Below are 14,103 nucleotides of genomic sequence, written 5' to 3' on the forward strand. Positions count from 1 at the left end.
GCCGCCCTGAGCCCTTCGGGTGGGCGCCACCGATGACAGGGTGGTGTCAATTCAGCCGCAGGCCGCTGGCCGCATCGAACAGGTGCGCCTGCGCCGCCACGGGCCGCAACTGAAGCGCGTCGCCCGGCCGCACGTCGATGCGGTCGCGGAACGCCGCCAGGATGTCGTGCCGGCCATCGAGCCGCAGCGCCACCTGGGTTTCCGAGCCCGTGGGCTCCACCACGACGACCTGGGCCGGCAGGCCCGCGCCGCTGGTGTCCAGCGCGAAGTGCTCGGGCCGGGCCCCGTACAGCACGCAGTCGCCATGGCGCCCGCGGGGCGGGCGGGCCAGGGGCAGGCGCAAGCCGTCGTCGGTGACCACGCTGGCGTCGCCGTCCAGATGCAACCGGCCGGGAATGAAATTCATGGCCGGCGAGCCGATGAACCCCGCCACGAAAGCATTGGCCGGCCGGTCGTACAGATCGAGGGGCGCACCCACCTGCTCGATCACCCCGTCCTTGAGCACCACGATGCGGTCGGCCAGGGTCATGGCCTCCACCTGGTCGTGCGTGACGTACACCGTGGTGGTGCCCAGGCGCTGGTGCAGCGCCTTGATTTCGGTGCGCACCTGCACGCGCAGCTTGGCATCGAGGTTGGACAGCGGCTCGTCGAACAGGAAGGCATCGGGCTGGCGCACGATGGCGCGGCCCATGGCCACGCGCTGGCGCTGGCCGCCCGAGAGCTGGCGCGGCGTGCGGTCCAGCAAGGCTTCCAGGCCCAGGACGGCGGCCACCTCGTCCACCCGGCGCCGGATGGCGGCCTGGCTCTCGCCCTGCAGCTTCAGCGAGAAGCCCAGGTTCTGCGCCACCGTCATGTGGGGGTAGAGCGCGTAGTTCTGGAACACCATGGCGATGTTGCGGTCCTTGGGCGCCACGTCGTTGATCACGCGCCCGCCCAGCCGGATCTCGCCGCTGGTGATGGTTTCGAGCCCCGCGATGGCGCGCAGCAGCGTGGACTTGCCGCAGCCCGAGGGCCCGACGAGCGCGACGAACTCGCCGTCGCGGATGTGGATGTCCACCCCGTGGATCACGGGTGTGCCGCCGTAGTGCTTGACGATCTGGTGAAGGGACAGTTCGGCCATGTCAGTCCTTGACGCCGCCGGCCGTGAGCCCGCGCACGAGGTAGGTGCGCACGAGCACCGTGAAGATCACCACCGGGAACATCACCAGCGTGCCGCTGGCGGCGATCTTGGTCCACTCCCAGCCTTCGTACTGCAGGAAGTTGACGATGGCCACCGGGGCGGTGACGGCATTCGTGCGCGTGAGGATCAGTGCGTAGAAGAAGTCGTTCCACGAGAAGATGAAGCACAGCACAGCGGTGGCCGCCAGCCCAGGCGCCGCCAGCGGCAGCGTGATGCGCCAGAAGGCCTGCCAGACGCCGCAGCCGTCGATGTAGGCCGCCTCTTCGAGCGCGGTGGGCACCACTTCGAAGAAGGTCTGCATCAGCCAGATCACGATCGCCAGATTGAAGGTGAGATAGACGATGGCCAGGCCCACGATGGTGTCCTGCAGGCCGAGCCAGCGGTAGGCCAGGAAGAACGGGATGGTGAAGGCGATGGGCGGCGCCATGCGCGTCACCAGGATCCACAGGGCCACCTGGCGCCGCCACCGGAACTGCCAGCGCGTGAGTGCATAGGCGGCCGGCACGCCGATCAGCAGCGACAGGCCGGTGGACAGGGTGCTGACCGCCAGGCTGTTCCAGAACGACTTGAGGAAGTTGCCCTGCAGCAGGCTGCGAAAGCCTTCCAGCGTGGGCGTGAAGAGCAGGCGGTCCTCGAAGATATCCGCGCCGGGCCGGAAGGCCAGCTGCACCAGCCACAGGAAGGGGAACATCACCACCAGCAGCAGAGCGACGGCCACGAGGCCGCGCGCGTGGCGGCGCAGCCATCCGGCACGCCGCGCATCTGGCAAGGGCAGCGCGGCAGGGGGCGGCGTGAAAGTGGAGGGCAGGGGCAGGGCGGCTTCAGCGTTTGTCATGGTCGTTCCATCCGAGTCGGCCCACCAGCCAGCTGAGCGCGAACACGCCCGCGAGAATCACCATCGCGATGGCGCTGGCATAGCCCCAGTAGGAGAAATTGAAGGCCTGGATGAAGCCGTAGTAGTTGGTCACCTCGGTCACCGTGCCCGGGCCGCCATCGGTCAGCACGTAGATCAGCGGAAAGGCCTTGAAGCTGTCGATCAGCCGGAACAGGCCGCACACCACCAGCACCGGCCGCAGGTAGGGCAGCACGATGTACCGGAACAGTTGCCAGCGGTTGGCGCCGTCCAGGCTCGCGGCCTCCAGCGGGTCGTCCGGCACCATCTGCAGCGTGGCCAGCACCATCAGCAGGGTGAACGGAAACCACTGCCAGGTGTCGGCGATGGAGATGGCCCACAGGGCCGTGTCGGGGTTGGCGATCAGCGAGCGCACCGGCAGGCCCACCGCCTCCAGCGCGCGGTGCAGCGGGCTCACGTCGGGCGTGTACAGGATCTTCCAGATCAGCGCCACCACGATGGGCGGCAGCACCATGGGAATCAGGAACGCCGTGCGCGTGGCGCCCAGCAGCTTGGAGCGCCCGTTGAGCAGCAGGGCCAGGCCCAGCCCCACGCCCAGTTGCAGCGCCACGCTGGAGACAGACAGCTGCAGCTGCGTGGCGATGGAGCGCAGAAAGCGCGCGTCCTCCAGCAGGTGGCGGTAGTTCACCAGCGGATCGTCGAAGCGGAAGGTGCCGGCCGCGTCGGTGAGGCTCAGGGGCGTGAAGCTCGTCACCAGCAGTGCCGTGGCCGGCGCCAGCGTGATGACCAGCAGCACGGCCAGCGAGGGCAGCAGGCCCCACAGGAAGGCGCGGCGGCGCGCCGCTTCCCAGCCGAGGCCGGGGCGCAGAGTCAAGTTGCTCACTGCCGGCTCACAGCTTCAGCCCGGCGCGCTGGAGCTCGGTGATCGACTGGGCCTGCGCCTGCTGCAGCGCCTGCCGGGCGCTGGCCTGGCCGGAAGCGATCAGCGCGATCGCCTTGTTGAGCTGCTGGTCCACCTGCGGGTAGACCGACACCGTGCGGTACTTCATGTGCCCGGTCTTGGAGGCCAGCTCGATCGAGTCCAGTGCCAGTTGCGCCAGGTCGTTGCCGTTGATGACCTGCCTGGCGCGGAACTCCCGGGAGTCGATGTCCGAACGGCGCGCCGGCGAGCCGTACCCGGCCAGCACCGCTTTGCGCGTGGTCTGCTTGGACAGCGCCCACTGGATGAAGGCCCACGCGGCGTCCTTGTTCTTCGACCCCGTCGGAATGCCCAGGCCATGCACGGCCGTGCCCGGAAAGCGCCCTGCAGGCCCCTTGGGCACCTGGCCGAACTGCAGTGTCTTCAAGGTCTTGCTGGAGGCCGGGTCTCCCAGTTGCGCGAGATGCAACTGCCCCGCATCGGTGAAATTGACGCGGCCGAGCTTGAGCGCCTGGGTCACCTGGTCGGGCGTGTAGGTGATGGCACCGTCGGGCCCGAACTCTCGCAGCAGGCTGGCGTAGTACTCGGCCGCTGCGATGGCTTCGGGCGTGTCCAGCGTGGGGTACAGGTCGTCCGGTGCCTTGCGGAACACGTCGCCACCGAAGGCATGCAGATAAGGCACGAAGGTCCAGCCATAGTGGCTGTCGGACACGAAGCCCGCCACGCGCTCCTTCTTGTTCACGGCGCGCAGCACCTTCACCAGGTCGTCCGTGGTGTCGGGGTAGGCCAGGCCGGCCTGCTGCACCAGATCGAAGCGCGAGGAGGCGGACAGCAGCGCCTCGGCCGTCCAGGGAATGCCGTAGAGCTTGCCGTCCTTGCCGGTCTCGGGTGCGCGCGCGCCGGGCAAAAAGTCGTTCACATCCCAGTCGGCGGGCGTGAGGTTGGGGTTCCTGATGAAATCGTCGAGCGGCGCGAGCCAGCCCGAGTGGATCCATCGGCTCGAGTAGATGAAGGTCACGTTGACCACGTCGTAGGCCGAGCCTTTGGTGGACAGCTCCAGGTCGGCACGCTGGTTGTAGACCGGAAACGAAGGCGTGTCGAAGTTCACCCTGGCGCCCGTGAGCGACTCGAACTCGGGCAGGTACTGCTGCAGCAGCTTGGGGTAGGCCGCGCTGAAGGTCGAGACATTCAGGGTCACGCCCTGGAACTTCTTCGCACCGCTCTGCGCCTTCGCAAAGCCGGGCAGCAGGGCGGTGGCGCCCAGGGCTGATGCGGCCTGGAGCCACTGGCGTCGTTGGGTCATGTCGATGGCTCCGTGGCGTCAGGCGGTCGCGGTAATGACGCTGTCGATCTGCGCGTCGTTGGTGGCTTCGGGCCGCACGCGGGTGCGGCTGCGGCGCCCGTCCACCGCCACGGCGGGCTCGCCGTGTACCGTGACGCGGCGCACCACGCGGGCCTGGGTGCCGTAGTCGTTGATCGCGAAGTGCTGCGTCGCCCGGTTGTCCCAGATCGCCACGTCGTCCTGCTCCCACTGCCAGCGCACGGTGTTCTCCAGGCGGACCACGCGGTTTTGCAGGATCTCGAAGAGGCGTGCCGATTCGGTGCTGGAAAAGCCCGCGATCTTCTTGACGAAGTGGCCCAGCAGCAGCGCGCGCTCGCCCGACACGGGGTGCACGTGCACCACGGGGTGCTCGGCTTCGAACACGGAGGACACGAACACCCTGCGGTGGTGGTTCAGCCGTTCCTCCTCGACCACCACGCGCTCGGCACCGTAGTCGTAGTCGTTGCTGTGCACGGCCCACAGGCCGTCCGCCAGGCGCTGGAGGTCTTCGGGCAGGCGGGCGTAGGCCGCCGCCGTGTTGGCCCACACCGTGTCGCCGCCGTAGGCCGGAATGGTCACGCCGCGCAGGATGCCGTACTTGGGGAACGCGTCGATGAAGGTCACGTCGGTGTGCCACGAATCGGCACGGCCACCGCCCTTGGAGGCGTCGAGTTCGAAGATGCGCGTGCCCGTGGGCGAGGGCACCGTGGGATGGGCCACGGTCTTGCCCAGGCGCGCGCCGAATGCCTGGTGCGCGGCATCGTCCAGGTGCGCCTGGCCGCGGAAGAACAGCACCTTGTGGCGCACCAGCGCGGCGGTGAGGTCGGCGATGGTCGCGTCGTCCAGCTCGCCCGACAGTTGAAGGCCGAGCACTTCACCGCCCAGGCTGCCCGCCACGCGGCGGATGCGCAGGTTTCCAAAGGACGTATCGAACCGGGATGGGGATGTTTCGCTCACGGGCAACTCCAGCGGGGAAGGGGTGATGGCCCGATTCTGGAGACCGCCATGGCGGACGCGAAGCGACCAAATCGGATATGCAAGCGACCCGAACATCGGGCCATATCCATAGGCCGAAAAGATGGAAGGGCGCTGCCGGCCCGTTACCCGTTACCCGTCGGTCAGCGTGCCCTTGGCCGGTGCGGCGTCCAGGGTGGCCGCATCGCTGCGGTCCTTGAGCCCGATGCCGGTGAGCTCCAGGCGCCGGGCCTCCTGGCACAGCCACCACAGGCGCGCTGCCGCCGCGGCCGGTGCCAGCCCTTCGTGCCGCACGTTGGAGATGCAGTTGCGCTGCGCATCGCTGCGGCCCACCTGCGGATGCCAGGTGAGGTAGATGCCCAGGCTGTCGGGCGAACTCAGGCCCGGGCGTTCGCCGATCAGCACCGCCACCAGGCGTGCGCCCAGCAGTGTGCCCATCTCGTCGCCCAGCGCCACGCGCGCCTGCGTGGCAATGACCAAAGGGCCGATGCGCCAGCCCTGCGGTGCCGTGCCCAGAATGGCTTGCACCAGCGGCGCGGCATGGCGTTCCACGGCCAGGGACGAGAGGCCATCGGCCACCACCAGCAGCAGGTCGCATCCCGCCTCCGGGGTGCCGCCATCGCCCTGGCGGCCCAGGCCTCGCAGGCGCTCGGCATCGGCATCGCCCAGGCGGCGGCCGAGGTCCGGGCGCAGCAGGTAGGTGGCACGGTCGGTGGCGGCGCTGGCCACCTGCAGCGGGGTGCCGCCTGCCGGGGCGAGCTGCGTGGCCAGGCCTTCGGCATCGAGTGGCCGGTGCACGGCATCGCGTGCCTGGGCGTGGGCCATGCCGAAGTCCAGCAGTTCGCGCGTGGGGATGGCGGTGCCTGCGCGCCCCAGCGCCAGCCGCGCCGCCGTGTGGGCGCGCAGGTCGTCCCAGGGATCGCGCGGGGGGCCGGCGTCCGGGGTGGCGGGCGTGTCGGTCATCAACCGGCCCCTCCGATGCGCCGCAACTGCGCCAGCGCGGGCCGCTGCTGCGCGGCGGGCAGCAGGCGGCCGGCCCCGTCGGTCAGCTGCATGCGCTGCAGCCAGGCCTCGAACTCGGGTGCGCGCCGCAGGCCCAGCACTTCGCGCAGGTACAGCGCGTCGTGGAACGAGGTGCTTTGGTAGTTGAGCATGATGTCGTCCGCACCCGGAACGCCCATGATGAAGGTCAGGCCCGCCACGCCCAGCAGCGTCATCAGCGTGTCCATGTCGTCCGAATCGGCCTCGGCATGGTTGGTGTAGCAGACATCGCAGCCCAGCGGCACGCCCAGCAGCTTGCCGCAGAAGTGGTCTTCCAGGCCCGCGCGGATGATCTGCTTGCCGTCGTACAGGTATTCCGGCCCGATGAAGCCGACCACGGTGTTGGTGAGCAGGGGCGAGAACGCGCGCGCCACGCCGTAGGCCCGTGCCTCGCAGGTCTGCTGGTCCACGCCGTGGTGGGCGTCGGCCGACAGGGCACTGCCCTGGCCGGTCTCGAAATACATGACGTTGTCGCCCAGCGTGCCGCGCCGGAGCGACAGGGCCGCCTCGCGCGCCTCATGCAGCAGGGCCAGGTTCACGCCGAAACCGGCGTTGGCCTTTTCGGTGCCGGCGATGGACTGGAACACCAGGTCCACCGGCGCGCCCTGCTCGATCATCTGGATGGTGTGGGTCACGTGCGTGAGCACGCAGGACTGCGTGGGGATCCGCAGCGTGGCAATCACCTCGTCAAGCCGGTGCACCAGGCCTGTCAGGGCCGCGATGCTGTCCGTGGCCGGGTTGATGCCGATCACCGCGTCGCCCGCGCCGTAGAGCAGGCCGTCGATCATCGAGGCGGCGATGCCACGCAGGTCGTCCGTGGGGTGATTGGGCTGCAGCCGCACGGCCAGGTGCCCGGGCAGGCCGAGGGTGTTGCGAAAGCGCGTGGTCACCCGGCACCGGCGCGCGACGGCCACCAGGTCCTGGTTGCGCATGAGCTTGCTCACGGCCGCCGCCATCTCGGGCGTGAGGCCCGGGGCTACCGCGGTCAGCAGGGCGCTGTCCGCGGCCAGCAGCCAGTCGCGCAGCCCCCCGACGGTGAGGTGGGCGATGGGCTCGAAGGCCGCGGCATCGTGCGTGTCGATGATGAGGCGGGTGACCTCGTCGTCCTCGTAGGGCACCAGCGCTTCGCTCAGGAAGCGGTCGAGCGGCACATCGGCCAGGCACATGCGCGCGGCCATGCGTTCCACCGCCGTGCCCGCCGCGATGCCCGCCAGCACGTCGCCCGACCGGGCCGGCGTGGCCTTGGCCATCACGTCGCCCAGGTCGCGGAACTGCCAGCGCTGTCCGCCGGCGGTGTGGTGGTAGGGGCTGGCGGGCATGGGGCGTCGGGGGCCTTTCGTGGACGGTCAGGCGACGATGACGTGGCTGCCGGCCGCCTGCAGCGCCGACAGGCCGGGCAGCGCGCGCGAGCCCGCATCGGTCACGATGGTATCGATCTCGGGCAGGCCTGCATACACCACGCGGCTGGCCTGGCCGATCTTGCTGTGGTCGGCCAGCACGATGAGCCGCTGCGCCTGCGCCGCCATGGCGCGGGCGATGGCCGCCTCGTGGTGGTCGAAGCTGGTGGCCCCGTGCAGGCAGTGGATGCCCACGGGCGAAAGCAGCGCCACGTCGGCGCGGTAGCGGTGGATCTCGGCCACCGTGATGTCGCCGTGCGTGGCCCGCACCCCGGGGTCGGTGCGGCCGCCCAGCAGGATGACGTCGTTGCGCGCCGGGCGGCCGGCGTCGGCCCCGGCCAGCTGGAGCGCGGCGTTCAGGCTGTTGGTCACCACCGTCATCCCCGACAGGGACGACAGCTCCGCCGCCAGGAGGGTGGTGGTGCTGCCGGCATCGAGGAACAGCGTCTGCCCGGGCTGCAGCTGCCGCAGCGCGGCGCGGGCGATGGCGCGCTTTTCGCGCTCGCGCACCGCCTGGCGCACGGCCAGCGGGGGTTCGGGCGCCGGGCCGGGCGCGACCACGCCGCCGTGCACACGGCGCAGCACGCCCTGCGCCTCCAGCTCGACGAGGTCGCGCCGCACGGTCTCGCGCGAAACGTCGAGGTCCTTCACGATGCGCTCGGTGCTCACGCGGGTGAGCGTGGCCAGCAGCGTGCGGATGCGGATGAATCGTTCTTCCTGCAGCATGTCCTGTGATCCTGTCGTGTCGGTTCGTTCGCGGGTGGGGATAGCGCAGGGGCCGTGCCCGCGGTCCGGTGGTGCCGGGTGGCTCCGTTCACCCGCAGGCGCCGGTGTCCTTGGAGCATCGCGAAAGAACGGGGGAGGGGGTGTGCGTGTTCCGTGCGGCCCCGGTCGATGCGATGGGGTGCATGGGTGCCCAGTGTTATCTTTTGCATGAAAGGGCACAAGCACCCAATATGCCAAGGTCAGGCGTCCGTTTCGTGACGGGTGCCAGTGCCGGGCAAGCAGTGGGGGCGCCGTGTCGATAGATGATTTTGTAGTTAGCAATGCATAAATCATTCGTTCCGGTTTGGAGGTGTGCTGAATAAAGTGGCAACCCAGAGGGCCCCGCCGGGCCCGTTCAAAGGTGGTTCACCATGTCGGCAATTCTGTCCCACGCCCCGGTTTCCGCGACGGCCATCGCCCTGGACGATGATGCCGCGCCGCAGCCCTTCGATATCCGCCCGGTGGCCGGCGCCGCAGGCCCGCTGGGCGCCGAGGTGGTGGGCCTCGATCTGTCGCGGCCCCTCGGCGCGCAGGACTTCGACCGCATCCACCGTGCCCACCTGGCGCACCACGTGTTGGTGTTCCGCGACCAGCGCATCACCCCGCGCCAGCACATTGATTTCAGCCGCCGCTTCGGCCCGCTGCAGATCCATGTGCTGAAGAACTTCCAGCTGGCCGATCACCCAGAGATCCTGATCGTCTCCAACATCAAGGACGCCGGCGGCCAGCCCATCGGGCTGGGCGATGCGGGCCATTACTGGCATTCCGACCTGTCGTACAAGGAAAAGCCCAGCCTGGGCTCGCTGCTGCACGCGCAGGAGTTGCCCTCAGAGGGTGGCGATACGCTGTTTGCCGACCAGCACGCGGCCTACGATGCCTTGCCCCAGGCGCTCAAGAACGCCATCGCCCCGCTGCAGGCCGAGCACAGCTACCTGGCCAAGTACGAGGAGCTGCGCGCCCGCAGCCCCTGGCGCCCGAAGCTCACGCAGGCACAGATCGACGAGGTGGCGCCCGCCGTGCACCCGGTGGTGCGCACCCACCCCGAAACCGGCCGCAAGGCGCTCTTCGTGAGCGAGCACTTCACCACGCGCCTCGTCGGCCTGCCCGACGATGAAAGCCGCGCGCTGCTGGACGAACTGTTCGCCGCCAGCGTGCGGCCCGAGTTCCTGTACCGGCACCGCTGGCTGCCGCACGACCTCGTGTTCTGGGACAACCGCTCGGTCATGCACCTGGCGGCCGGCACGCCCGACAGCGAGCGCCGCAAGCTCTATCGCACCACGGTCGAGGGTGACCTACCGTTCTGAACGGCCGCCGCCTTCGCCCCTGCGTTTCTCCCTTCCCCTTCTTCGTTGCTTCTCGCTTCTCGCGCCAGGAAATGCCCACCATGCACCAGCCTTCACGCCGCGGCGTCGCCCGCCGCACCCTTGCCGCCCTGGCCGCTGCCGGCCTCATCGCCTGCGGGGTGGGGCTGCCCGCCGCTTCACACGCGGCTGAAGGCCAGTTGCGCATCGCGCAGCAGTTCGGCGTGGTGTATCTGCTGTTGAATGTGGCGCAGGACCAGAAGCTCATCGAAAAGCACGGCAAGGCGGCGGGCATCGACATCCAGGTCGATTACCTCCAGCTGTCCGGCGGCTCTGCGGTCAACGATGCCCTGCTGTCGGGCAACATCGACATCGCAGGCGCTGGCGTGGGCCCGCTGTTCACGCTGTGGGACCGCACCAAGGGCCGCCAGAACGTGAAGGGCGTGGCCTCGCTGGGCAACTTTCCGTACTACCTGGTGAGCAACAACCCCAAGGTGAAGACGCTGGCCGACTTCACCGAGCAGGACCGCATCGCGCTGCCCGCCGTCGGCGTGTCGGTACAGTCGCGCGTGCTGCAGATGGCCTCGGCCAAGCTCTGGGGCGACAAGGAGTTCAACCGCCTGGACAAGATCCAGGTGGCCCTGCCGCACCCCGACGCCGCCGCCGCGATCATCAAGGGCGGCACCGAGATCACGGGCCACTTCGGCAACCCGCCGTTCCAGGAGCAGGAACTGGCCGGCAACCCGGCCGCGCGCATCGTGCTCAACTCCTACGACGTGCTGGGCGGGCCTTCGTCGGCCACGGTGCTGTACGCGACCGAGAAATTCCGCCGCGATAGCCCCAAGACCTACAAGGCGTTCCTGGATGGCCTGGACGAGGCCGCCAAGTTCATCACCGCCCACCCCGAGAAGGCGGCGGACATCTACCTGCGTGTGACCGGCGCCAAGACCGACCGGGACCTGCTGCTCAAGATCATCAAGAACCCGGAAGTCCAGTTCAAGGTGAAACCCGAGAACACGCTGGGCATGGGCCAGTTCCTGCACCGCGTGGGCGCCATCAAGAACGCGCCGACCACGCTCCAGGACTATTTCTTCGAAGACGCCCACACCGCGGGCGGCAACTGACGCGCGCCATGCGGATGGGACCCCTTTCCCCCGCGCTGATGGAGCGCCTGGAGCCCGAGACCGGCGGCGCCGGCGGTGGCGTGGCCCCGGCGGCCGGGCCGCTGCCCACCCGTGCGGTGGACCCATCGGCGCTGCTGCACGTGGAGGGCGTGAGCATCGACTACCGCACGCGCGACACCGTGGTGCGGGCCACGCACCGGGTGGATTTCCAGGTGCATGCGGCCGACCGCTTCGTGCTGCTGGGCGCTTCGGGCTGCGGCAAATCGACGCTGCTCAAGGCCATTGCAGGCTTCATCCCGCCGAGCGAAGGCCGCATCGTGCTCGGCGGCCAGCCCGTCACGCGGCCCGGGCCCGACCGCGTGGTGGTGTTCCAGGAGTTCGACCAGCTGCCGCCCTGGAAGACCGTGCGCGAGAACGTCATGTTCCCGCTGCTGGCCGCACGCCGCGCCAACCGCGCCGAAGCTGCGGAGCGCGCGGCGCTCTACCTCGACAAGGTGGGGCTGTCGCGGTTCGCCGATGCGCACCCGCACCAGCTGTCGGGCGGCATGAAGCAGCGCGTGGCCATCGCCCGCGCCCTGGCCATGCAGCCGAGGGTGCTGCTGATGGACGAACCCTTCGCCGCGCTCGATGCGCTCACGCGCCGCCGCATGCAGGAGGAACTGCTGGGGCTGTGGGACGAGTTCCGCTTCACGCTGATCTTCGTCACCCATTCCATCGAAGAAGCGCTGGTGGTGGGCAACCGCATCGCCATCCTGTCGCCGCACCCGGGGCGGCTGCGCGCCGAGGTCAACTGCCACCAGTTCGGGCTGCACAGCCTGGGCGGCACGGCGTTCCAGGCCACGGCCCAGCGCATCCACCGGCTGCTGTTCGACGAGCCGGCGCCCGGAGGCGGCGCGGCCGGGCCGGTGCAGGCCGAGGTGCAGGCGCACGAGCGGGCCGTGCCTTCCGCCGCGGCGCGGCCGATCGGCGCCCTGCCTTTCCAGATTTCCGTATGACCGCTGCCCTCACCCCTTCCGTGGACGCCGCGCCCCGTGCGCGGCCCGAGCCGCCCGTGCGGCCGGAGTTCGAAGGCCCGCTCGCGCCGCTCGAAGGCATTGCGCCCCAGCAGCCGCTGCCGCTGTTCGCCCGCGTTTGGCAGCAGCAGGCCGTGCGGCGGCTCGCCATCCTGGCGGTGCTGGCCGTGCTGTGGGAGCTGCTGGCGCGCTGGCAGGACAACGATCTGCTGCTGCCCACCTTCGTGCAGACCGCCCGGGCCCTGGCCGAAGGCCTGGCGTCGGGCGAGCTGCTGGCCAAGGCCGCGATCTCGCTGTCGGTGCTGCTCAAGGGCTACCTCGCCGGCATCGCGGGGGCCTTCGTGCTGACCACGCTGGCGGTCTCGACCCAGTTCGGGCGCGATCTGCTGTCCACGCTGACCGCCATGTTCAACCCGCTGCCCGCGATCGCGCTGCTGCCGCTGGCGCTGCTGTGGTTCGGCCTGGGGCAGGGCAGCCTGGTCTTCGTGCTGGTGCACTCGGTGCTGTGGCCGCTGTCGCTGGCCACCTACGCGGGCTTTCAGGGCGTGCCCGAGACCCTGCGCATGGCCGGGCGCAACTACGGCCTCACCGGCATCCGCTACGTGCTGCAGATCCTGGTGCCGGCGGCGCTGCCGTCCATCCTGTCGGGCCTGAAGATCGGCTGGGCCTTTGCCTGGCGCACGCTGATCGCCGCCGAGCTGGTCTTCGGCGCTTCGTCGGGCAAGGGGGGCCTGGGCTGGTACATCTTCCAGAACCGCAACGAGCTCTACACCGACAAGGTGTTTGCCGGTCTGGCGCTCGTGATCCTCATCGGGCTGCTGGTGGAGACGCTGGGCTTTCACACGCTGGAGCGACTGACGGTGCGCCGCTGGGGCGTGCAGCGCTGACTGAACGGCCCGCTGCACTGGGCGCGCGGGCCGGGGCCATGCCCCTGGGCTTTCAGGGCCCGGGCCGGCCGATCCGGGGCCGAAAAGCCGCAAGCCCTACACTTGCAGCCCATGTTTCGCTGGCTGATCGTCGTTTTTCTCGCGCTGGTGCTCATCAACGGCCTCACGCCGCTGCTGCAGCGCCTGGGGATGGGGCGTCTGCCGGGGGACTTCCGGTTCCGTCTGTTCGGCCGCGAGTGGTTCATTCCACTCACCAGCACGCTGCTGCTCAGCGCCTTGGCGAGCCTGATCGCCAAGTGGGTGTGAGGCCCGCGCGTCGCCTGTCACGGATTTTCCATCTGCCCTTGTCACACTGGGCGCGCCCGCTGTCCCGGCCGCCCCTTTGAAAGTCGTTTTTCCCATGTTCCGCTCCATTGCCCGGCTGCTGCCGCTGCTCGCCTGCGCCATCGCGCCGTTTTCCGCCATGGCCCAGGGCCCGGCCAACACCTTGCAACGCATCCAGGAAACCCATTCCATCACCCTGGGCGTGCGCGAAGCGGCCTGGCCGTTTTCGTTCCTGGACGACAAGAAGGCCCCCGCGGGCTACTCCGTGGACCTGTGCCTGGCCGCGGTCGATGAGATCAAGCGCACGCTCAAGCTCAAGGAGCTGGACGTGAAATACAAGGTGGTGAGCGGTACGGAGCGTATCCCCAAGCTGGAAGCCGGCGAGATCGATCTCGAATGCGGCTCCACCACCAACACCAAGGCGCGCCAGGATCGCGTGGCGTTCAGCAACACCGTCTTCGTGGCGGGCATCCGCGTTCTGGTGCCCAAGGGGGTCAAGATGGATGTGCTGCAGGACCTGGCCGGACTGCCGGTGGCAGTGAGCAAGGGCACGACGTCCGAAAAGCTCCTGACCCAGCTCGCCGTCAACGAGGTGAAGATGCAGCTCAAGGTGTTCGCCTCCGACACCGAGGCCTACAAGGCCTTGCAGGACGGCACCGTGCGCGCCTATGCCAACGACGATTCGCTGCTGCTCGGCATGGCCGCCAAGAACAAGGCCGCGGACAAGGTGGAGCTGAGCAAGTTCGTGCTGTCGGTGGAGCCCTACGCCATCATGATGCGCAAGGGCGATACCGAGCTGGGCGCCGTGGTGGACCGCACGCTGAACCGCCTGTTCTCGAGCCGCGACATCGACCCGCTGTACAAGAAATGGTTTGCCACCGAGCAATTCAACCTGCCCATGGCGCGCCTGAGCCGCGAGAGCTTCAGCCGCCCGAACAAGGAGCCGGGCGTGGCGATGGTCCTGGGCTACTCCATCTGAGGCCCCTGCCAGGCGCGCCGGCGG

At 69.3% G+C, this 14,103-nt stretch carries 14 protein-coding genes; 6 read left to right on the top strand and 8 right to left on the bottom strand.

All coding sequences use genetic code 11. From position 1 onward, the window contains the following. Positions 1-46: 46 nt before the first annotated feature. From R1Z03_RS00295 to R1Z03_RS00330, 8 genes are all read right to left on the bottom strand, one after another. Positions 47-1,120: a sn-glycerol-3-phosphate ABC transporter ATP-binding protein UgpC gene (locus tag R1Z03_RS00295; RefSeq protein WP_317356079.1), complete on the bottom strand. Its 1,074-nt coding sequence runs from the start codon at positions 1,118-1,120 to the stop codon at positions 47-49. Position 1,121: 1 nt separating this feature from the next. Continuing rightward, positions 1,122-2,015 (bottom strand): carbohydrate ABC transporter permease, encoded by an 894-nt coding sequence (locus R1Z03_RS00300; RefSeq protein WP_317356080.1) that lies wholly within the window; start codon positions 2,013-2,015, stop codon positions 1,122-1,124. Further along, positions 2,002-2,916, bottom strand: coding sequence for a sugar ABC transporter permease (locus R1Z03_RS00305; RefSeq protein WP_317356081.1), 915 nt, complete (start codon positions 2,914-2,916; stop codon positions 2,002-2,004). Before R1Z03_RS00305 ends, R1Z03_RS00300 begins: the two co-directional genes overlap by 14 nt. Positions 2,917-2,923: 7 nt before the next feature. Then, on the bottom strand, positions 2,924-4,255 hold the full coding sequence (locus tag R1Z03_RS00310; RefSeq protein ID WP_317356082.1) for an extracellular solute-binding protein: 1,332 nt from the start codon (positions 4,253-4,255) through the stop codon (positions 2,924-2,926). 18 nt (positions 4,256-4,273) lie between these two features. Continuing rightward, on the bottom strand, positions 4,274-5,230 hold the full coding sequence (locus tag R1Z03_RS00315; protein WP_317356083.1) for a TauD/TfdA family dioxygenase: 957 nt from the start codon (positions 5,228-5,230) through the stop codon (positions 4,274-4,276). 150 nt (positions 5,231-5,380) lie between these two features. Next, the gene (gene eutC / locus R1Z03_RS00320) at positions 5,381-6,211 is read right to left on the bottom strand and encodes an ethanolamine ammonia-lyase subunit EutC (protein WP_317356084.1); all 831 of its coding nucleotides are present in this window, start codon (positions 6,209-6,211) and stop codon (positions 5,381-5,383) included. Then, the gene (locus R1Z03_RS00325; RefSeq protein WP_317356085.1) at positions 6,211-7,608 is read right to left on the bottom strand and encodes an ethanolamine ammonia-lyase subunit EutB; all 1,398 of its coding nucleotides are present in this window, start codon (positions 7,606-7,608) and stop codon (positions 6,211-6,213) included. Before R1Z03_RS00325 ends, eutC begins: the two co-directional genes overlap by 1 nt. Positions 7,609-7,635: 27 nt before the next feature. Further along, entirely contained in the window at positions 7,636-8,412 is a 777-nt protein-coding gene (locus R1Z03_RS00330; RefSeq protein ID WP_284405254.1) for a DeoR/GlpR family DNA-binding transcription regulator, read from the bottom strand. A 410-nt stretch (positions 8,413-8,822) separates the two neighbouring features. On the opposite strand from R1Z03_RS00330, the gene R1Z03_RS00335 reads away from it, so the two are divergent. From R1Z03_RS00335 to R1Z03_RS00360, 6 genes are all read left to right on the top strand, one after another. After that, positions 8,823-9,755, top strand: coding sequence for a TauD/TfdA family dioxygenase (locus tag R1Z03_RS00335; protein WP_317356086.1), 933 nt, complete (start codon positions 8,823-8,825; stop codon positions 9,753-9,755). Between the two features lie 71 nt (positions 9,756-9,826). Further along, positions 9,827-10,876, top strand: coding sequence for an ABC transporter substrate-binding protein (locus R1Z03_RS00340; RefSeq protein WP_372588222.1), 1,050 nt, complete (start codon positions 9,827-9,829; stop codon positions 10,874-10,876). A 14-nt stretch (positions 10,877-10,890) separates the two neighbouring features. Then, positions 10,891-11,871, top strand: a complete 981-nt coding sequence (locus R1Z03_RS00345) for an ABC transporter ATP-binding protein (protein ID WP_317356088.1) — start codon at positions 10,891-10,893, stop codon at positions 11,869-11,871. After that, a complete protein-coding gene (locus tag R1Z03_RS00350; protein ID WP_317356089.1) occupies positions 11,868-12,776 on the top strand; it encodes an ABC transporter permease in 909 nt (302 codons plus the stop codon). The genes R1Z03_RS00345 and R1Z03_RS00350 overlap by 4 nt, the downstream gene beginning before the upstream one ends. A 111-nt stretch (positions 12,777-12,887) precedes the next feature. Further along, positions 12,888-13,082: a DUF2905 domain-containing protein gene (locus tag R1Z03_RS00355; protein ID WP_272549218.1), complete on the top strand. Its 195-nt coding sequence runs from the start codon at positions 12,888-12,890 to the stop codon at positions 13,080-13,082. Between the two features lie 94 nt (positions 13,083-13,176). Then, complete coding sequence (locus tag R1Z03_RS00360; RefSeq protein WP_284405259.1) at positions 13,177-14,079, top strand: amino acid ABC transporter substrate-binding protein; 903 nt, start codon at positions 13,177-13,179, stop codon at positions 14,077-14,079. Positions 14,080-14,103 lie beyond the last annotated feature (24 nt).

It is taken from the genome of Acidovorax sp. BLS4 (assembly GCF_032929295.1).
Classification (GTDB): Bacteria; Pseudomonadota; Gammaproteobacteria; order Burkholderiales; family Burkholderiaceae_C; genus Paracidovorax.

What these genes read in the sequence shown, in the direction of transcription:
- eutC (WP_317356084.1), bottom strand. Translation starts at nt 6,211, where the DNA reads ATGACCGACACGCCCGCCACCCCGGACGCCGGCCCCCCGCGCGATCCC.
- R1Z03_RS00360 (WP_284405259.1), top strand. Translation starts at nt 13,177, where the DNA reads ATGTTCCGCTCCATTGCCCGGCTGCTGCCGCTGCTCGCCTGCGCCATC.
- R1Z03_RS00295 (WP_317356079.1), bottom strand. Translation starts at nt 1,120, where the DNA reads ATGGCCGAACTGTCCCTTCACCAGATCGTCAAGCACTACGGCGGCACA.
- R1Z03_RS00345 (WP_317356088.1), top strand. Translation starts at nt 10,891, where the DNA reads ATGGGACCCCTTTCCCCCGCGCTGATGGAGCGCCTGGAGCCCGAGACC.
- R1Z03_RS00330 (WP_284405254.1), bottom strand. Translation starts at nt 8,412, where the DNA reads ATGCTGCAGGAAGAACGATTCATCCGCATCCGCACGCTGCTGGCCACG.
- R1Z03_RS00350 (WP_317356089.1), top strand. Translation starts at nt 11,868, where the DNA reads ATGACCGCTGCCCTCACCCCTTCCGTGGACGCCGCGCCCCGTGCGCGG.
- R1Z03_RS00310 (WP_317356082.1), bottom strand. Translation starts at nt 4,255, where the DNA reads ATGACCCAACGACGCCAGTGGCTCCAGGCCGCATCAGCCCTGGGCGCC.
- R1Z03_RS00335 (WP_317356086.1), top strand. Translation starts at nt 8,823, where the DNA reads ATGTCGGCAATTCTGTCCCACGCCCCGGTTTCCGCGACGGCCATCGCC.
- R1Z03_RS00355 (WP_272549218.1), top strand. Translation starts at nt 12,888, where the DNA reads ATGTTTCGCTGGCTGATCGTCGTTTTTCTCGCGCTGGTGCTCATCAAC.
- R1Z03_RS00340 (WP_372588222.1), top strand. Translation starts at nt 9,827, where the DNA reads ATGCCCACCATGCACCAGCCTTCACGCCGCGGCGTCGCCCGCCGCACC.
- R1Z03_RS00300 (WP_317356080.1), bottom strand. Translation starts at nt 2,015, where the DNA reads ATGACAAACGCTGAAGCCGCCCTGCCCCTGCCCTCCACTTTCACGCCG.
- R1Z03_RS00325 (WP_317356085.1), bottom strand. Translation starts at nt 7,608, where the DNA reads ATGCCCGCCAGCCCCTACCACCACACCGCCGGCGGACAGCGCTGGCAG.